The sequence below is a fragment of the Nocardioides sp. T2.26MG-1 genome, from assembly GCF_950101795.1.
Taxonomy (GTDB): Bacteria; Actinomycetota; Actinomycetes; order Propionibacteriales; family Nocardioidaceae; genus Nocardioides.
Map to the genome: position 1 here is coordinate 345,318 of NZ_CATNLZ010000023.1, position 16,869 is coordinate 362,186.

Consider the following 16,869-nt stretch of genomic DNA (forward strand, 5'->3'; position numbering starts at 1 on the left):
ACTCCTGGGATCGGTCCCGGCCGAGTGCCGGGTGGGTGGTCCGACCCTGCGACCCACGGTTCCGGTGTCGCATCCGGTGGCCCCCCTAGTCACCGCCCGCGGCACTACGATCACGGTCCATGCTGGTCGGCCGCCACGACGAGCAGCGCGCTGTCGGTGCGCTGCTGGCGGCGGCCCGCCTCGGCCAGAGTGGTGTCCTCGTGCTCACGGGGGAGCCGGGCATCGGGAAGAGCGCGTTGCTGGACCATGTCGTCGCGCACGCGGGTCGGTTCCGCGTGCTCCGGGTGACGGGCACCGAGGCCGAGCGGGACCTGCCGTTCGCGGGCCTGGCGCAGTTGCTCCGTCCCGTCGTGGACCGCGTCGACCGTCTGCCCGAGCCGCAGGCGGCGGCACTCGGGGTGGCACTGGCGCTGCGAGCCGGCGACGGGGACGTGGACCGCTTTGCGGTCTCTGCGGCCACCCTCACCCTGGTCGCGACCCTCGGGGAGGATCGACCGGTGCTCGTGGTCGTCGACGACGCCCACCTCCTGGACCGGCCGTCCGCGGAGGCGCTGAGCTTCGTGGCGCGGCGGCTCCTCGCCGACGCGGTCCTCCTGGTCGCCGCGGTCCGTCCGGGGGCGTCGGACCTCTGGCCGGGCGACCTGCCCCGGCTGCCCCTCGCCCGGCTGGACCCCGGCTCCTCGGTCCAGCTGGCCGCGGACGCCGCACCGGTGCCGCTCACCGGCGACCAGGCGGACCGGATCGCGATGCTCGGCGGCGGCAACCCCCTGGCGATCCGGGTCATCGCCCAGCAGGCGGACGCGATCGGCACCCGGTCGGCGGACCTGCCGGTCCCGCTTCCCGACGAGGCCGCGAGGGCCGCGTTCGGTCGGCTGGCCGACGAACTCGAGCCCGCGGACCTGCAGGTGCTGCGCGTGGTGGCCGTCGCCGGTGGCGACCTCGCGGTCGTCGGGAGGGCCTGCGAGAGCGAGGGTTTGGCGCTGGAGGCGCTCGGACGCGCAGAGCGCGCCGGGCTGGTCGCGGTGGCCCCGGACCGGGTGGAGTTCGCGCACCCCCTTGCGCGCTCGGCCGTGTACGGCGGGCTGTCCCCGGACGACCGGCGCCGACTGCACCGCCGCGTCGCGTACGCACTGCCGCCGGGCGACCTCGATCGGCGGGCGTGGCACCTCAGCGCCGCCGCGCTGGGGCCGGCCGAGCCGCTGGCGCTCGAGCTGGAAGGGGTCGGCGTCCGCGCTGCCGGGCGTGGCGCCTTCGCGGTCGCGGCCTCCGCCCACGAGCGGGCGGCTCAGCTCTCGACGAGCGATCTCGCGCGGGCTCGGCGCTACCTCGCGGCCGGCGAGGCCGCCTGGCACGCGGGGGAGGATGCCCGGGCCACGAGCCTGCTCGAGGAGGCCCTGCGCCACGACAGCTCACCGGTGGGCAGGGCCCGGGCCCGGGCGGTCTCCGGCCTGGTGGCCGCTCGCGGCGGCTCGCTGCTGCGCGCTCGCGACCTGCTGCTGGACGCCGCGGCCGAGGCCGAGGCCGACGCGCCCGACGAGGCGCTCGGGCTGTACGCCGAGGTGGTCGACGTCTGCTTCTACCTCCTGGACACACGGGGTGCGTCCGCCGCCGCGGAGCGGATCGAGCGGCTCCTGGCCGGCCGGGCCGCGGCCGGGGCGGCGCCGAGTCGGTCGGCGGCGGTGGCCTCCATCGCGGTCGGGATGGCGCGCGTCTTCCAAGGGGTTCCGGGCGCGGACCCGATCCGGGCGGGCGTCACCGCGTTGACGCGGCTCCCGCACCCGGCCCGGCCGGCCCCACCAGCCCAGTCAGCGCAGTCGGCGTGGGAGGTCATCGGACCGCTCTACCTGCGCGAGTCCGGTGCCGGCCGCGAGCTGATGGTGCAGGCGCTGGAGCGGCGCCGCCAGGCGGCCGCACTCGGCACCCTCCCGCACCTGCTCTTCCACCTGGCCCGCGTGGACGCGACCGAGGACCGGTGGCCGCGCGCCGAGGCGGCGTACGCCGAGGCGGTCGCGCTCGCGCGCGAGTGCGGCCAGGCGACCGAGCTCGGCGCCTCGCTCGCGGGCCTGGCCTGGGTGCTCGGCAGGCAGGGCCGGGAGGTCGAGTGCCGGTCGGTGGCGGCCGAGGCGACCGCGGTCGCCTCGGGCCGGGAGCTCCATGTCGTGACCGCCTGGATCGCGTTCGCGCTCGCCGAGCTGGATCTCTCGCTCGGGGCCGTGCCGCAGGCGGTCGTCGGGTTCGGCGGGCTCGAGGACCTCCTCGAGCTGCACGAGGTGCGCGACCCCGATCTGTCACCGGTCCCGGAGCTGGTGGAGGCGTTGGTGCGTGTCGGCGACCTGGACCGGGCGCGCAGATCGGCCGGGACGTACCTGCGTCGCGCGGAGACCAAGGGTCAGCCGTGGTCGCTGGCCCGGGCGGCGCGGGTGCGCGCGATGCTCGCCCCGGCCGAGGTCGCCGAGGAGGGCTTCCTGGAGGCCCTCGCCTGGCACCGCGCAACGCCCGACCGGTTCGAGCTCGCCCGCACCCGGCTCGTGTACGGCGAGCGGCTGCGGCGTGCTCGGCGCCGGACCGCCGCCCGGGAGCAGCTGGAGCAGGCCCTCGGCGACTTCGACCGGCTCGGTGCCCGGCGCTGGGCCGAGGCTGCCCTCGCCGAGCTGCAGGCGACCGGGCAGACGGTGCGGCGCCGGGAGGCCGGCCCGATCGTGGAGCTGACGGCCCGCGAGCTGCAGATCGGACTGTTGCTCGCCGACGGCCGGACCACCCGCGAGGCGGCTGCAGCTCTGTTCCTGAGCCCGAAGACGGTCGAGTACCACCTGCGCCACATCTACACGAAGCTCGACATCGGCTCCCGGGCCGAGCTCACCGCGAGGCTGCGCGCGCGCGAGGAGTGATGCCTGCTGGTGGCTCCGCTAGGAGCGCCCGGCCGCGATCGCGCGCCAGGACTTGGCCCCGGCCACGCCAGACACCTCGACGCCGACCCGCTGCTGCCAGGTGCGCAGCGCGGTCGCGGTCTCGGCGCGGAAGATCCCGTTGACCCGCACCGGCTTCGGCAGACCGGCCGCGTTGAGCGCGCGCTGCAGGCGGCGTACGGCGGCGCCCGCCGAGCCGAACTTGACCACCGGGGTGTCGCCGGCGGAGAGCAGGGACATCCAGTTCTTGCGCGACCACACCTCGCGCTGCGCCATCTTGTGCCCGGCCTGCCAGGCCTCGAAGGCCTTGACGGTGGCCTTGGTCCAGGTGCCGTTGAGCGGGCCGCTGTAGAACTCCTGCTCGGTGAGCAGGCACTGCAGCGCCTTGACCCGACCGGCCGCCGGCACGTAGTCCGCCGTCGGCGGGCGCAGCGTCTCGTAGGTGGGGTAGTTGATCCGGGTGCCGTCGCAGTGCTTCTCGGCGGCGGCCACCGACCCGCGGCCGACGTCGAGGTAGTTGCGGTCGATGTTGATCGTGACGCCGCCCCAGGTCTCGTTGTGCCCGCCCTGGTACTGCTTGATCCGGGCGTGCGGGCGCCAGCCGTCCTCGCGGAGGTACGACGTGGAGGTGTTGGCGACGCCATCCCAGCGGGCCACCCAGATCTGGTCGGGGAGGACGACCTCGTCGGGCCGGTTGACCCGGGCGTCGTCGAGCATCTTGATGCCCGAGCCGGCGCTGGAGTAGACCCCCGACACGTAGCCGAGCTGACGGATCTGCCAGGTCCAGCCACTGAGGAAGGCCAGGGCCGACTCGCGACAGTTGGTGTTGCGCAGGTCGAAGCCCTCGAGGTCGTACCAGAGCGTGCTGCCCGGCGCGATGCCGAGGTCGGCGGCGACGCCGACCGACTTCACGGCCTCCTGGTTGCCCTGCTTCTTGGCCAGGCCGTAGAGCCCGCTCGTGCCGGGCCGCGGGTTGATCGTCTCGTCGTCGCCGTACCGCGGGTACCGCGGCTGGCACGACGCCTGCGGCCCGAGCGTGATCGGCAGCAGCCGCCAGCCGGCGGCGAGCTGGGTGCTGACCCAGGTGGGCGTCAGGTTCGGCTGCTCGCGGCAGGCGCGGGAGTCGCCGGAGATGTAGATCCCGACCGCGAGGAACGGCGAGCTCTGCAGCCAGCTGCTCATCTTCCACTGCTCGGGGGTGTGGCACTGGTCGAAGCCGTAGCCGGTGAAGTCGCCGGGGGTGACGACGGCGCCGGCGCGCTGCGCGCCCGCTGCGGTGGCACGGGTGCCCGCGTCCGCGGGGCCGCTGGTGCCGAGCACCGCCACGGTGGCCGCGACGAGCACGCCGCCGGTGACGGCGACGACGGTGCGGCGCAGCAGGGCGCGGGTGGTCCGAACGGACGGGCGGGACATGGCGGGACTCCTGGGGAAGTAGGACTGCCTCCCGTCGAGGCCACGCCACCATAACCTCAGAAATCACACCAGTAACAGCGGTTCCCTGAACTACAGATCTGTAATTCACGCCGGTGGGCGCAAGGTTCGCGCACGCCGGCGTGCGGCGGACCCGATCGGCTCAGGCTGGAGGTGCGGCTGCCGATCCTGCGGTCGAGAGGGGGAACGATCATGGACGAGACCTGGACGAGCCAGCCCTGCCTCGGGCCGGTGCCCGACTTCCACGCCGATCCGGCGCTGGGGGGCGCGCCGCTGGCGAGCGCCGACGGCCACTGGTGGTGGGACGGCAGCCGCTGGACGCCGGTGCACGCACCGACGCTCGACGAGGCCGTGGCCCACGACGAGCACCCCGTGCAGCTCCGGACCCGGACGCAGGAGACGACCCAGCCGACCCCGCCGTTGGCGGAGGCCAGCTGAGCCGCCGTACCTGCCGGTGATCGGGGCCGCTCAGGCCGCCTCGACCGCGACCGCCTCGAGCTCCTCCTCGGCGATCTGCACCGGCCGCGGCGCACGCCGGGGCAGGGCGACGGCGCCGACCACGGCGGCCGCCGCGGCGAACGTCGCCGAGGTGAGGAACGCCGCCTGCAGGCCGGGCACGAACTCGCCCGGTACGGCGCCGGCGGCGTAGACCGAGACGATCGCGGCCACGCCCACGGCGCTGCCGAGCTGCTGCGTGGTCTGCAGCAGTCCGGAGGCGGACCCGGCGTGCTCGGGCTCGACACCGGCGAGCACCGTCGCGGTGATCGGCATGAACACCAGACCGGTCGCGAGGCCGGCGATCACCATCGGCCCGAACACGGCCGCGAAGTAGGTGTCGGTCGTGCCGATCGTGCTCAGCCACGCGTAGCCGACCGCCAGTGCGGCGCTGCCGGTGACGATCATCGTGCGGGCGCCGAGCCGCGGGAGCAGCTGCGGGGTCACCCGCGAGATCGCGAAGATGCCGAGGCTGAACGGCAGGAACGCCGCGCCGGCCGTCATCGGGCCGAAGCCGAGCACGCCCTGGACGTACTGCACGACCAGGAAGAACATCGACAGGTTGGCGCCGATCATCAGCGCCATCACCGCGAGGGCGGCGACCCGGGGCCGGTTGCGGACCAGGTGCGGCTGCACCATCGGGTGCGGGTGGCGCACCTCGGTGCGGGCGAGCAGCGCGAGCAGGGCCAGGCCGAGGGCGAACCCGCCCAGCGTGCGGGCCGAGGTCCAGCCGTGCTCGGGGGTGCCGATCAGCGCCCAGACCAGCGAGACCGCGCCGAAGGTCGCGGTCAGCGCCCCGACGACGTCGAAGCGGCCGGGGCGACGAGCGGTCTCGTCGACGTACCGCGGCGCGAGGACGAGCACCGCGATGCCGATCGGCACGTTGATGAACAGCGTCCAGCGCCACGAGCCCACGTCGGTGAGGAAGCCGCCGAGCAGCAGCCCGATCGAGGCGCCTCCGGAGGACACGGCGCCGAACAGCGCGAACGCGCGGTTGCGGGCGGCCTCGTCGGGGGCGCTGGTCGTCAGCAGGGCGAGGACGCCGGGTGCGGCGAGCGCGGCGCCGACACCCTGGAGGGTGCGCGCGGCGACGAGCTGGCCGGGGGACTGGGCCAGGCCGCCGAGGGCCGAGCCGAGCGTGAAGACGGCGAGGCCGGTCTCGAAGACCTTGAGCCGGCCGAAGACGTCGCCGAGCCGGCCGCCGAGCAGCAGCAGGCCGCCGAAGGCGAGCGTGTAGGCGTTGAGGATCCACGACAGCGAGGCCGGGCCGAAGTCCAGGTCGGCGTCGATGCGGGGGAGTGCGACGTTCACGACCGTCGCGTCGAGGACGAGCATGAGCTGGGCGACGAGCACGATCGCGATGCCGGTGGCCGCCCGTCCCGCGTTCTGCGGGAGGTCGGTGGGGAGGGTGTCTCGAGAGGACATGTGATGAGGTCCTGTTCTGGCCCGGCGGGCCGGGGTACAGTAGATCCGGAGGATGGCTCCGCTTCCTCCACCACAATACGGAGAGAGTCTCCGGTTAGCAAGGCCTTTTCGAGATCGAGGTGAGATTTCCGTGCGTGCCGATGCCAGGCGCAACTACGACCGGATCGTCGAGGTCGCACGGGAGGTGTTCCGCGAGCAGGGGTACGACGCGTCCCTCGACGAGGTCGCCAAGCGGGCCGGTGTCGGCCCGGGCACGCTCTACCGGCACTTCCCGAAGCGCGAGAACCTGCTCGACGCGATCATGCAGTCCTGGGTCGACCGGGTGAACGAGACCACCGACAAGGCGCTCGCGTTCGAGGGCTCGGACCGTGAGCTGCTGCTGCACTGGTTCGAGGACTACGTCGGGCTGATCAGCCTCCACAAGGGCGGGCCCGCCAAGATCACCTCCGCGATGGGCGACCCCAACTCGCCGATCATCACCAAGTGCAAGGTCCTCTCCTCCGCCAACGACCGGGTGATCGAGCGGCTCCGCGCCGACGGTGCCCTGCGCGACGACGTCGAGACGCTCCAGGTGTGCCGCCTCGTCGGCGGCGTCGCCACCGTCGCCGACCAGGGCAGCCTGGAGCCCGAGGCGGTCCGCCCGATGCTCGCCGTCGTGGTCGACGGGCTGCTGAAGTAGCCGCGCCGCGCCTCAGCGCCGGGCCAGGACGACCGGCGGTGACTGGTAGTACAGCGACGGCTCCGTCGGCAGCGGGGTGTGCCAGACCCGGCTTGCCCGCTCGCACGAGCCGGTGACGTCGCAGCGGACGATCGCGGCCCCGCCGGCGTCGCCCTGCGCGAGCGTCAGGACGTGCTGGTCGTCCTCCCAGACGGCCGTCCAGTCGAGCCGCCCGGCGATCTGCGCCTGCCGGTGCGCGGTCTCGCCGTCGACCACCCACCAGCGGTCGGTCCCGGCGGCGTCGAAGTAGGCATGGGTCAGGAGCGCACGCGTGCCGTCGGGCGACCACGCGTGGGGCGCGACCCGACAGCTGCGCCAGAGCGTCCGCCCGGGGTCGGACAGCAGCGCGACCCGGTTGCAGAACTCCCCGGCGCGGGGCGTGCCGAACACGACCCGGTCGTGCCCGACGTCGGCCCGCACCGCGGCCTGGTGCTGGATCGTGCGCAACCGGTCACGACCCCAGCTCCACCACTGGGTGGCCGGGTGACGCCAGTGGAAGCGCCGCGCGACCAGCACGCGAGTGTCCGTGGCCGCGACCAGCGCGGCCAGCCGCATGGTCCGCGAGGCGAGCTCCACCCCGGCCGCCGGGTCGGTGACCGTGACGACCGAGCGCTGCCCGGTGGGGCCGAGGGTCCGCAGGAACGCCAGCCGGGTGCCGCTGTCCGAGACCGCCACCTCGATCCAGTCGCGGGACTGCGCGATCGTCCGCCGCTCGCCGGTCGGGGCGACGAACGTCAGGCGGATCAGGTGCCGCGCCCCCACGTTGTAGTCGCGGACGACGTAGCCGCCGGCGACCTGCCACAGCGCCTCGTGCCGCCCGTGCGTGGTCGCCGGGACCCGCAGGTCGCCGTCGCGGATCGTGTCTCGGACCAGGTACGCGATCGCCGGGTCGGATCCGCGTTCCAGCGCGGCCGGATCCAGACGGTCGGGGTCGCCGGCCGCGGCGGGCGGAGCGACCAGCATCGGTGTCAACGTCGCACCCACGGCGGCGAGCGCGAGCCGCCGGAGCATTCGGGAGTTCCATCGGGTGAGGGTCATGACCGCTCCTAGGTCATCTCCGAGGTCATCGGATCCCCAGCGTCGGCCGGCGGCGCGGGGCGCGCCAGAGGCCATCGTCCCGGACCCGCCGGGAGCCTCGCGGCGTCCTCCCGTGGACCGACGTACGGCCGCCGCCTCCGGCGCCGGTAGATTGACGTCGTGCTCGACACCGTCGCCATCGCCGCCGAGGACCCCCACCACGACCAGCCGTGGGCCGACCTCGGCCTCAAGGCCGACGAGTACGCCCGGATCCGGGAGATCCTCGGGCGTCGCCCGACCAGCTCCGAGCTCGCGATGTACTCGGTGATGTGGAGCGAGCACTGCTCCTACAAGAGCTCGAAGGTCCACCTCAAGCAGTTCTCCGAGCTCGCCGACGTGCTCGCCCAGCAGGCGCCCGAGACCGGCCGCCTGCTGGCCGGCATCGGCGAGAACGCCGGCGTCGTCGACATCGGCCACGGCTACGCGGTCACGTTCAAGATCGAGTCGCACAACCACCCGTCGTACGTCGAGCCCTACCAGGGTGCCGCGACCGGCGTCGGCGGCATCGTCCGCGACATCCTCGCCATGGGCGCCCGCCCGGTCGCGGTGATGGACCCGCTGCGCTTCGGCCCGCTCGATGCCGACGACACCCACCGGGTGCTGCCCGGGATCGTGGCCGGCGTCGGCGGCTATGGCAACTGCCTCGGCCTGCCGAACATCGGCGGTGAGGCGGTGTTCGACGAGACCTACCTCGGCAACCCGCTCGTCAACGCGCTCTGCGTCGGCGTGTTGCGCCACGAGGACCTGCACCTGGCCAAGGCCAGCGGCGTGGGCAACCAGGTGATCCTGTACGGCGCCCGCACCGGCGGCGACGGCATCGGCGGCGTGTCCGTGCTGGCCTCCGAGACCTTCGACGCAGACGGCCCGGCCAAGCGGCCCAGCGTGCAGGTCGGCGACCCGTTCATGGAGAAGCTGCTCATCGAGTGCACGCTCGAGATCTTCGCCGCCGGCCTGGTCGCCGGCATCCAGGACCTCGGCGGCGCCGGGCTCTCCTGCGCCACCTCGGAGCTGGCCAGCGCCGGCGACGGCGGCATGCACGTCGAGCTCGACCGGGTGCCGCTGCGCGACTCCACGCTCGCGCCCGAGGAGATCCTGATGAGCGAGTCGCAGGAGCGGATGATGGCGGTCGTCGAGCCCGACGACGTCGCGGCGTTCCTCGCGATCTGCGCCAAGTGGGACGTCGAGGCGGTCGTGGTCGGCGAGGTCACCGACACGGGCCGGCTCCAGATCGACTGGCACGGCGAGCGCGTGGTCGACGTGCCGCCGCGGTCCGTCGCGCACGACGGCCCGACGTACCACCGCCCCTTCGCCCGGCCCGCCTCTCAGGACGACCTCCAGGCCGACGCCGCGGAGACGCTGCCGCGGCCCGCCGGCGGCGACGAGCTGCGCAAGACGCTGCTCACGCTGGTCGCGAGTCCCAACCTCTGCGACAAGTCGTGGATCACCGACCAGTACGACCGCTACGTGCGCGGCAACACCGTGCTCGCCCAGCCCAGCGACAGCGGCATGGTGCGCGTCGACGAGGAGACCAACCTCGGGGTCGCGATCGCCACCGACTGCAACGGGCGGTTCGCCCTGCTCGACCCGTACGCCGGGGCGCAGCTCGCGCTGGCCGAGTCCTACCGCAACGTCGCCACGGGCGGCGCGACGCCGCTGGCGATCTCCGACTGCCTCAACTTCGGCTCGCCCGAGGACCCGGCGGTGATGTGGCAGTTCGCCGAGGCCTGTCGCGGCCTCAAGGACGGCTGCCTCGAGCTCGGGGTCCCGGTCACCGGCGGCAACGTCAGCCTCTACAACCAGACCGGCGAGACCGCGATCCTGCCGACCCCGGTGGTCGCGGTGCTCGGCGTGATCGAGGACGTCACCCGTCGTACGCCGTCGGCCTGGTCGGCCGGCGGGGAGCGGGTGTTCCTGCTCGGCGAGACCCGCGAGGAGCTGTCCGGGTCGGAGTGGGCGCACGTCGTGCACGGCCACCTCGGCGGGCTGCCGCCGCAGGTCGACCTCGCCGCCGAGCGGACGCTCGCGGCCCTGCTGTTCGACGCGGTCGGCGTGGTCAGCTCCGCGCACGACCTCTCCGACGGCGGGCTCGCGCAGGCGCTCGCCGAGGCCGCGCTGCGCCACGACGTCGGTGTCGTGGTCGAGGTGCCGGGCGACCCGTTCGTCGCGCTGTTCAGCGAGTCCACGGCCCGCGTCGTGGTCACCGTTCCCGACGGCGACGCCGAGCGGCTGGTCGAGCTCGCGGAGCGGCACGGCGTGCCGATCACCCCGCTGGGCGTCACCGGCGGCGACGCGCTCATGGTCGAGGGTCAGTTCGAGGTCCCGCTCGACGAGCTGCGCGCTGCCTGGACCGCCACGCTGCCGGCTGCGCTCGCCTGACCGTGGGTGGGGGCGGGTCCGTGACTTCCCCGGTGCACCGGGGAGATCTCGACCTCTCGGGTGGCATCTCCCCCGAGACGCCCAGGTTCTGCCCCAGACGTCAGTCCGCCGGGCCGTCCGCGCCGAACACCCCGTGTGCGCCGACGCTCCTTCCTCGCCCTGCCGCCGCTCGTCGGGCTCGGCACCCTCGCGGCGTGCGGCTCGGACGGTGAGCGGCCGATGAGCGCTGCCGCGCAGAGGATCGCGTACGGCGGCGACCCGGCGCAGTACGGCGAGCTGACCCAGCCCGCCGGCACCGCGAGGGGCGTCGCGGTCGTCGTGCACGGCGGCTTCTGGAAGCCGGCCTACGGCATCGAGTACGCCCGCCCGCTGGTGCCGGGCCTGGCCGCCGCGGGCTGGGCGGTGTGGGCGGTCGAGTACCGCCGCGGCACCGGGGCGGCGGACACCCTCGCGGACGTGCGGGCCGCCGTCGACGCGCGACCCGAGGTCGACGGCCCCGTCGTGGGGATCGGGCACTCGGCCGGCGGGCACCTCGCGACCTGGGCGGCGGCGGGCGGCGGGCTGACCCACGTCGTGAGCCAGGCGGGGGTGCTCGACCTGCGTGCGGCCCACGGGCTCGGCCTGGGTGACGGGGCGGTCGAGGCGTTCCTCGGACATCCGCCGGGGCCGGCGGACGACGGCGCCGACCCGATCCGTCAGGTGCCGCTCGGCGTGCCCGTCTGGTGCGTGCACGGTCGCGCCGACGACGTGGTGCCGATCAGCCAGTCGAGGGCGTACGTCGCCGCCGCGCGGGCCGCCGGCGCGACCGCGGAGCTGGTCGAGGTTGAGGGCGACCACTTCGTCGTGATCGACCCCGACTCGACCGCGTGGGCGCGCACGCTGGAGATCCTGGACGCGCTCGTCTGACCGGTCACCGACGAGGGGCGAGCCGCGGAACGATGATCGCGGCGGCGACCAGGTGGGTGAGCACCAGGCCGGCCTTGTCGCCGGCGGTCGTGCCCAGCGCGATCGACGGGACGCAGGACAGCGCCGTCAGGGTGACGGTCGTGCGCAGGAACGCCGTACGCCCGACGTGGCGGGCCACGACGATGCCGATGACGCCGCTGATCACGACCAGCTGGGCGAACCCGAGCGGCGGGATCGGCTCGCCCTCGACGCCGAGCGGGGCGCCGGCGACGTCGAAGGCGACGGCCAGCATTGCGACGACGAGGGCGGCGGCGACGGTGGTCGCGACGCCGGCCCGCCACGTGACGCGGCTGCCGGCGGGTCGGGCCGAGCGGGTGCTGCGGGTGGTGCGAGGTGCGGTGGTGGTGATCGTGGTCATCTCGAGCTCCTGGGTGAGGGGAGCGGTCCGTTCCGCTCCGTCACCCTCTCCACGAACACCGGGTGCGCGGATCGACACCCGCGCCCAGAAGTCGCCGAGAACCACCTCAGCGCACGTGCATCCGCTCGCCCTGCGGGCCGAACAGCGCGAGCACCTCGGTCGGCTGCGGTCCGGGGTTGCCGACCCAGTGCGGCGTACGGGTGTCGAACTCCACCACCTCGCCGGGACCGAGGACCAGGTCGCGGTCGCCGAGCAGCAGGCGCAGCCGTCCCGACAGCACGTAGACCCACTCGTAGCCCTCGTGCGTGCGCAGGTCCGTGACCGCGTCGGGCTCCGGCGGCATCACCATCTTGTAGGCCTGGAGCCCGCCGGGCCGGCGGGTGAGTGGCAGGAAGGTGCGGCCATGCCGGCGCACCGCCCGCAGCTGCACCCGCGGGTCGCCGGTCGCGGGCGCGTCCACGAGCTCGTCGAGCGAGACCCGGTGGGCGCGCGCCAGCGGCAGCAGCTGCTCGAGCGTCGGGCGGCGCTGCCCCGACTCCAGCCGGGACAGCGTGCTCACCGAGATGCCGGTCTCGTCGGCGAGGTCGCGCAGGGTCGCACCGCGCTGCTGACGCAGCGCGCGCAGCCGCGGTCCGACCTGGATGGTCTCGTCGGTCATGGCACCAGTTTGCCGGATCGGCAACGGATGTTGTCGATCCGACCTGGCGCCGCGGACACTCGGACCATGAGCCACGAGATCACCCCCGAGATGTTCGAGCAGCCCTCCTGGGACGAGAGGTACGGCGGCCCCGGCCGTGTCTGGAGCGGCCGCGCCAACGCGGTCCTCGCGGCCGAGGCGGCCGGGCTGGTGCCGGGCCGCGCGGTCGACCTCGGCTGCGGCGAGGGCGGGGACGCGATCTGGCTCGCCGAGCACGGCTGGCAGGTCACCGGCATCGACTTCTCCGAGGCGGGCCTGGCCCGCGCCGCCGCGCACGCGGCCGAGCGGGGCGTGGCGGACCGGGTCGAGTGGCGTCAGGCCGACCTGCGTGCGTGGACGCCCGCTGGTGCCGACGGAGTCGAGCAGTGGGACCTGGTCACCTCGCACTTCCTGCACCTGCTCGACGACGGGATGCTCGAGGCCACCCGCGAGATGGCGCGGGCCGTCGCGCCGGGCGGCACGCTCCTGGTGGTCGGGCACCACCCGGACGACGAGCACACCGGGCTGCGCTGGTCGATGCCCGGGGTGCTGTTCACCGCCGAGGGGCTCGGTGTGGCCCTGCACCCCGACCTGTTCGACGTACACGTCGAGGCGCGGCAGCGGGAGGAGGTCCGAGACGGCGTCGCCCACCAGGTGACCGACGCAGTGCTGCGCGCCCGGCGCCGCGATTAGGCCTCGACGACCTCGAGCCGCTCGGCGAGCACCCCCGCCCAGGCCAGGTCGGTGACGTACGACGTGACCAGGTCCCGGCCGTCGGGGACCAGGATCGTGAGGTCGCGGCCGGTCAGGTCGACCAGCGCGCCGGGCAGGTGCAGGGCGCGCTCGGTCGCGGTCGCGGCGTCCCCGTCGGAGGCGAAGCGCAGCGAGATCCGGTCGCGTCTGGAGGTCAGGAGCCTCAGGGTGCGGACTGTCATGGCACGCACGCTAGGAACCCAAGCGGTCAGTTCCTGACCGCTTTCGGATCTAGTCTCGATGCCATGAGCACCAGCGCCCGGATGCTGCGACTCCTCTCCCTGCTGCAGACCCACCGCTACTGGCCCGGCGGCGAGCTGTCCGAGCGGCTCGAGGTCAGCCCGCGCACGCTGCGCCGCGACATCGACCGGCTGCGCGAGCTCGGCTATGCCGTGGACGCCGTGCGCGGTGTCGCCGGCGGCTACCAGCTGCGCGCCGGGGGCCAGCTGCCGCCGCTGCTGCTCGAGGACGAGGAGGCGGTGACGATCGCGGTCGCGCTGCGCACCGCCGCGTCGGGGGCGGTCGCCGGCATGGAGGAGACGGCGATCCAGTCGCTCACCAAGGTGATCGGGCTGATGCCGCCGCGGTTGCGTCGCCGGATGGATGCGGTGCACTCCCAGACCGACGGGGTGCCGTGGGGCGGCGGCCCGGCGCTCGACGCCGGCGTGCTCACCACGCTCGCTCAGGCCTGCCGCGACGACGAGCCGATCTCCTTCGCCTACACCGCCCGGGACGGCGCGGCCAGCGAGCGCCGGGTCGAGCCCTACCGGCTGGTCTGCCTGGGCCGCCGGTGGTACCTCGTCGCCTACGACCGCGACCGCGAGGACTGGCGCTCCTTCCGGGTCGACCGGATCACCGCGCCGCGCGCGTCGGGCCAGCGGTTCCGGCCCCGGCCGCTGCCCGCCGAGGACGCGCCGTCGTTCGTGCGCGCCGGGATCCGCTCGATGCCGCAGCGCTACGAGGTGCGGGTGCGGTTCGAGGTCGACGCGGCGACGGTGGCGTCGTACGTCGGGCACTGGGCCACCGTCGAGCCCGACGGGGAGGCGGCGTGCCGGATGGTGATGCCCACCGACTCCCTCGACTGGCCGCTGATGGTGCTGTCCCGCATCGACGCCGAGTTCACCGTCGAGGGTCCCCAGGAGCTCCGCGACCACCTCGCCTCCGCCGTCGCGCGCTTCGCCCGCGCCACGGCTCCCACCCGCTTGTAACGCTCCTTCATCGCCCCTCGGCTGCGCCGTCCGCACGCCTGGACCCGGGGCAGTAATGGAGCGTTACAAGGGTGAGGCGGCCGCCGGCTCGGGCAGCAGCACCCGGTGGCGGTCCCACTCGGTCGGGCGGGGCACGGAGCGGACCGACGACGACAGGGTGGGGATCAGCGCGACGCCCGCGGTGAGCACACCGAGTACGGCGACCGCCGGGCCGCCGCCGATCGTCGAGAGCAGGACGCCGGCCAGCACCGGGGCGAGCGGCATCGCCGACATCGAGACGAACTGCATCGTGGACTGCACCCGGCCGAGCAGCTCCGGCGGCGTGACCGCGATCCGGTAGGAGCCCATGCCGGCGTTCCCGGCCGGGTTGAGCAGCATCCCGGTGCCGAGCGCCGCCGCGACGACCAGCGGCTGGTTCCACAGCGCCATCGGGACCACCAGCGGCACGAAGCTCCACGCGATCGCCACGGTCAACCGCCCGGTGGGCACCCGGTCGATCAGCCACGGCGCGAGCACCGCGCCGAGGATCCCGGCCGCCCCGGCGACGGCCTCGACCAGCCCGATGTGGACCGCGTCGAAGCCGCCCGCGATCAGGCGCAGCACCGCCACGAAGAACAGCGCGTTCACCGCGAGGTTGACCAGCGCGCTCCAGATCGTCAGCACCCGGAAGAACGGCTGCGACGCCACGAACCGCACGCCCTCGGCGAGCTCGCGGACCGGGCGGCGCCGCGGTCCGCCGTACGCCGGCGCGGCGAGGTCGGCGCGGATCCGGCCCAGCAGCAGCCAGGAGACCGCGAAGCTCGCGGCGTCCGCCGCGAACGGCACCCAGCGCGCCACGCCGTAGAGCACGCCGCCCAGTGGGGCGCCGAGCAGTCCGGCCACGTGCAGGCGGGCCTGGTTCTGGCTGAGCGCGGTCGGCAGGTCCTCGGTCGGCACGACCGTGCGTACCGCGGAGATCTCGGCCGGGGCGAACAGCCCGGCCCCGACGCCGGTCAGCAGCGCGACCACGAGCAGGTGGGGGATCGTGAGCGCGCCGGCGATGCCGGCGGCCGCGAGGGAGGCGTAGAGCAGCACCCCGCCGCCGCTCGCCGTTCGCATCAGCGCCCGACGGTCGACCCGGTCGGCCAGCACCCCCGCCGGCAGCAGTGTGGCCACCATCCCCAGCAGGTGCGCGGCCTCGGCCGCCGCGGCGAGCAGCGCCGACCCGGTCATCGCGTAGGCGACCAGCGGGAACACGAACATGCTCACCCGGCTGCCGAGCTCGCTGACGGTCTGCCCGATCCAGAGCGCGGTGAAGTCGTGGTTGCGGGCGAGGGTCCGGTACGACGTCATATCCCGCACCATAGATTGCGCAATAGTTGTTGCGCAATAGTACGTGCGGAATTCGGCTACGATGTGCCCATGGCGATGTACGACGATCCGCGGGTGCTGCGCGCGATCGCCCACCCGACCCGCAACCGGATCCTGTCCGAGCTGTTCGCCGCCGGCCCGCTGCGCGCGGCGGACATCTCCCGGCTCATCGACGTGCCCGCCAACCAGGCGAGCTTCCACCTGCGCCAGCTCGCCAAGTACGGGCTGGTGGAGGAGGCACCCGACGAGGGTCGCGACAAGCGCGACCGGGTCTGGCGGCTCGTCGACCCTGACGGCGTCAGCTTCCGGACCAAGGAGATGCTCGAGAGACCCGGGGGGAAGGCGGCGTACGCCGTCTTCCAGCGCAACGCGGTCGCCTGGGGGCACCACCTCGTCGACCGGGCGCTCACCCCGGACCCGGAGCCGGGGCGGCACAAGAGCGTCTCGGAGTGGGCGTTGCGGCTCACTCCCGAGGAGTCGCAGGAGCTGCTCGGCGAGATCGGCGAGGTCGTCGAGCGCTGGCGCGGGCGCACCCAGGGCACCGCCGGGACCGACGACGCGCGCGCGACGTACTCGATCTATCAGCTGATCCAGCCCTACCCCGAGCCCGAGGAGGCCGAGGACTGATGCCCGCCCGTCTGCGCCCCGCCGACCCCGCCGAGGTCGCGGCCGCCCTCGACCGGGTCCGCAGCGCGGAGCCGGACCGCGCCGACCTGCGGCTGCTCACCAAGCACTTCCTCGCGGTCCTCGAGGCCCGGGCGCCGGGCCGCTCGGTGGAGGTGCGGGTGCCGCCGTACGCCGCCGTGCAGGTGATCCCCGGCGTCCGGCACACCCGCGGCACGCCGCCCGCCGTCGTCGAGATGGACGCCGCCACCTGGATCGACCTGGCCACCGGTGCGCTGTCCTGGCAGGACGCCGAGAGCTCGGGCCGGGTCCGCGCCTCGGGTGAGCGCGCCGATCTCGCCCCCTACCTCCCCGTCACTGGCTAGGGACGGAGTTCCTCCGAAAGCCTGCGGACCGGCCCCCGATGATGGGACGTTGGTCCTTCTGGTCATGGGCGTCCGCTCTCGGGTGGCGAGCGCGCCGCTGCAAGAGGGAGCAAGACGTGTCGTTGCGCGTGCCGGTGCGGT

At 74.2% G+C, this 16,869-nt stretch carries 16 protein-coding genes; 9 read left to right on the top strand and 7 right to left on the bottom strand.

The features are described from left to right. Positions 1 to 119 precede the first annotated feature (119 nt). Complete coding sequence (locus QQZ14_RS14475) at positions 120 to 2,888, top strand: helix-turn-helix transcriptional regulator (protein WP_284535040.1); 2,769 nt, start codon at positions 120 to 122, stop codon at positions 2,886 to 2,888. An 18-nt stretch (positions 2,889 to 2,906) separates the two neighbouring features. Here the strand turns inward: QQZ14_RS14475 and QQZ14_RS14480 are convergent, their stop codons facing one another. After that, positions 2,907 to 4,319, bottom strand: a complete 1,413-nt coding sequence (locus QQZ14_RS14480) for a glycoside hydrolase domain-containing protein (RefSeq protein ID WP_284535041.1) — start codon at positions 4,317 to 4,319, stop codon at positions 2,907 to 2,909. A 210-nt stretch (positions 4,320 to 4,529) separates the two neighbouring features. Here QQZ14_RS14480 and QQZ14_RS14485 point away from each other — a divergent pair, with 210 nt between their 5' ends. Continuing rightward, positions 4,530 to 4,775 carry a hypothetical protein gene (locus tag QQZ14_RS14485; protein WP_284535042.1) on the top strand — a complete coding sequence of 82 codons (246 nt, stop codon included), beginning with the start codon at positions 4,530 to 4,532 and terminating at the stop codon, positions 4,773 to 4,775. 30 nt (positions 4,776 to 4,805) lie between these two features. On the opposite strand, the gene QQZ14_RS14490 is transcribed toward QQZ14_RS14485, so the two are convergent. Continuing rightward, positions 4,806 to 6,257: an MFS transporter gene (locus tag QQZ14_RS14490; protein WP_284535043.1), complete on the bottom strand. Its 1,452-nt coding sequence runs from the start codon at positions 6,255 to 6,257 to the stop codon at positions 4,806 to 4,808. A 130-nt stretch (positions 6,258 to 6,387) separates the two neighbouring features. Here QQZ14_RS14490 and QQZ14_RS14495 point away from each other — a divergent pair, with 130 nt between their 5' ends. Next, the gene (locus QQZ14_RS14495; protein ID WP_284535044.1) at positions 6,388 to 6,936 is read left to right on the top strand and encodes a TetR/AcrR family transcriptional regulator; all 549 of its coding nucleotides are present in this window, start codon (positions 6,388 to 6,390) and stop codon (positions 6,934 to 6,936) included. A gap of 12 nt (positions 6,937 to 6,948) precedes the next feature. On the opposite strand, the gene QQZ14_RS14500 is transcribed toward QQZ14_RS14495, so the two are convergent. Then, complete coding sequence (locus tag QQZ14_RS14500) at positions 6,949 to 8,013, bottom strand: hypothetical protein (RefSeq protein ID WP_284535045.1); 1,065 nt, start codon at positions 8,011 to 8,013, stop codon at positions 6,949 to 6,951. A 159-nt stretch (positions 8,014 to 8,172) separates the two neighbouring features. Here QQZ14_RS14500 and purL point away from each other — a divergent pair, with 159 nt between their 5' ends. After that, the gene (gene purL / locus QQZ14_RS14505) at positions 8,173 to 10,428 is read left to right on the top strand and encodes a phosphoribosylformylglycinamidine synthase subunit PurL (protein ID WP_284535046.1); all 2,256 of its coding nucleotides are present in this window, start codon (positions 8,173 to 8,175) and stop codon (positions 10,426 to 10,428) included. A 135-nt stretch (positions 10,429 to 10,563) separates the two neighbouring features. Further along, positions 10,564 to 11,334, top strand: a complete 771-nt coding sequence (locus QQZ14_RS14510; protein ID WP_284535047.1) for an alpha/beta hydrolase family protein — start codon at positions 10,564 to 10,566, stop codon at positions 11,332 to 11,334. A gap of 4 nt (positions 11,335 to 11,338) precedes the next feature. On the opposite strand, the gene QQZ14_RS14515 is transcribed toward QQZ14_RS14510, so the two are convergent. Next, positions 11,339 to 11,752: a DUF6069 family protein gene (locus tag QQZ14_RS14515; RefSeq protein WP_284535048.1), complete on the bottom strand. Its 414-nt coding sequence runs from the start codon at positions 11,750 to 11,752 to the stop codon at positions 11,339 to 11,341. A gap of 106 nt (positions 11,753 to 11,858) precedes the next feature. Continuing rightward, on the bottom strand, positions 11,859 to 12,410 hold the full coding sequence (locus QQZ14_RS14520) for a helix-turn-helix domain-containing protein (protein WP_284535049.1): 552 nt from the start codon (positions 12,408 to 12,410) through the stop codon (positions 11,859 to 11,861). A gap of 66 nt (positions 12,411 to 12,476) precedes the next feature. On the opposite strand from QQZ14_RS14520, the gene QQZ14_RS14525 reads away from it, so the two are divergent. Continuing rightward, entirely contained in the window at positions 12,477 to 13,121 is a 645-nt protein-coding gene (locus QQZ14_RS14525; RefSeq protein WP_284535050.1) for an SAM-dependent methyltransferase, read from the top strand. On the opposite strand, the gene QQZ14_RS14530 is transcribed toward QQZ14_RS14525, so the two are convergent. Continuing rightward, entirely contained in the window at positions 13,118 to 13,363 is a 246-nt protein-coding gene (locus tag QQZ14_RS14530) for a hypothetical protein (RefSeq protein WP_284535051.1), read from the bottom strand. The genes QQZ14_RS14525 and QQZ14_RS14530 overlap by 4 nt on opposite strands. Positions 13,364 to 13,426: 63 nt before the next feature. Here QQZ14_RS14530 and QQZ14_RS14535 point away from each other — a divergent pair, with 63 nt between their 5' ends. Then, entirely contained in the window at positions 13,427 to 14,389 is a 963-nt protein-coding gene (locus QQZ14_RS14535) for a helix-turn-helix transcriptional regulator (protein ID WP_284535052.1), read from the top strand. Between the two features lie 63 nt (positions 14,390 to 14,452). On the opposite strand, the gene QQZ14_RS14540 is transcribed toward QQZ14_RS14535, so the two are convergent. After that, positions 14,453 to 15,721 carry an MFS transporter gene (locus QQZ14_RS14540; RefSeq protein WP_284535053.1) on the bottom strand — a complete coding sequence of 423 codons (1,269 nt, stop codon included), beginning with the start codon at positions 15,719 to 15,721 and terminating at the stop codon, positions 14,453 to 14,455. Between the two features lie 69 nt (positions 15,722 to 15,790). Here QQZ14_RS14540 and QQZ14_RS14545 point away from each other — a divergent pair, with 69 nt between their 5' ends. Both QQZ14_RS14545 and QQZ14_RS14550 read left to right on the top strand, forming a co-directional pair. Beyond that, positions 15,791 to 16,366 carry a winged helix-turn-helix domain-containing protein gene (locus tag QQZ14_RS14545; RefSeq protein WP_284535054.1) on the top strand — a complete coding sequence of 192 codons (576 nt, stop codon included), beginning with the start codon at positions 15,791 to 15,793 and terminating at the stop codon, positions 16,364 to 16,366. Beyond that, positions 16,366 to 16,728, top strand: coding sequence for a sterol carrier family protein (locus QQZ14_RS14550; RefSeq protein ID WP_284535055.1), 363 nt, complete (start codon positions 16,366 to 16,368; stop codon positions 16,726 to 16,728). The genes QQZ14_RS14545 and QQZ14_RS14550 overlap by 1 nt, the downstream gene beginning before the upstream one ends. Positions 16,729 to 16,869: the final 141 nt, after the last annotated feature.

Bases quoted from the DNA above. Each gene is read 5' to 3' on its own strand.
- QQZ14_RS14475 (WP_284535040.1), top strand. From the start codon at position 120: ATGCTGGTCGGCCGCCACGACGAGCAGCGCGCTGTCGGTGCGCTGCTG.
- QQZ14_RS14480 (WP_284535041.1), bottom strand. From the start codon at position 4,319: ATGTCCCGCCCGTCCGTTCGGACCACCCGCGCCCTGCTGCGCCGCACC.
- QQZ14_RS14485 (WP_284535042.1), top strand. From the start codon at position 4,530: ATGGACGAGACCTGGACGAGCCAGCCCTGCCTCGGGCCGGTGCCCGAC.
- QQZ14_RS14490 (WP_284535043.1), bottom strand. From the start codon at position 6,257: ATGTCCTCTCGAGACACCCTCCCCACCGACCTCCCGCAGAACGCGGGA.
- QQZ14_RS14500 (WP_284535045.1), bottom strand. From the start codon at position 8,013: ATGACCCTCACCCGATGGAACTCCCGAATGCTCCGGCGGCTCGCGCTC.
- QQZ14_RS14515 (WP_284535048.1), bottom strand. From the start codon at position 11,752: ATGACCACGATCACCACCACCGCACCTCGCACCACCCGCAGCACCCGC.
- QQZ14_RS14520 (WP_284535049.1), bottom strand. From the start codon at position 12,410: ATGACCGACGAGACCATCCAGGTCGGACCGCGGCTGCGCGCGCTGCGT.
- QQZ14_RS14525 (WP_284535050.1), top strand. From the start codon at position 12,477: ATGAGCCACGAGATCACCCCCGAGATGTTCGAGCAGCCCTCCTGGGAC.
- QQZ14_RS14530 (WP_284535051.1), bottom strand. From the start codon at position 13,363: ATGACAGTCCGCACCCTGAGGCTCCTGACCTCCAGACGCGACCGGATC.
- QQZ14_RS14535 (WP_284535052.1), top strand. From the start codon at position 13,427: ATGAGCACCAGCGCCCGGATGCTGCGACTCCTCTCCCTGCTGCAGACC.
- QQZ14_RS14540 (WP_284535053.1), bottom strand. From the start codon at position 15,721: ATGACGTCGTACCGGACCCTCGCCCGCAACCACGACTTCACCGCGCTC.
- QQZ14_RS14545 (WP_284535054.1), top strand. From the start codon at position 15,791: ATGGCGATGTACGACGATCCGCGGGTGCTGCGCGCGATCGCCCACCCG.
- QQZ14_RS14550 (WP_284535055.1), top strand. From the start codon at position 16,366: ATGCCCGCCCGTCTGCGCCCCGCCGACCCCGCCGAGGTCGCGGCCGCC.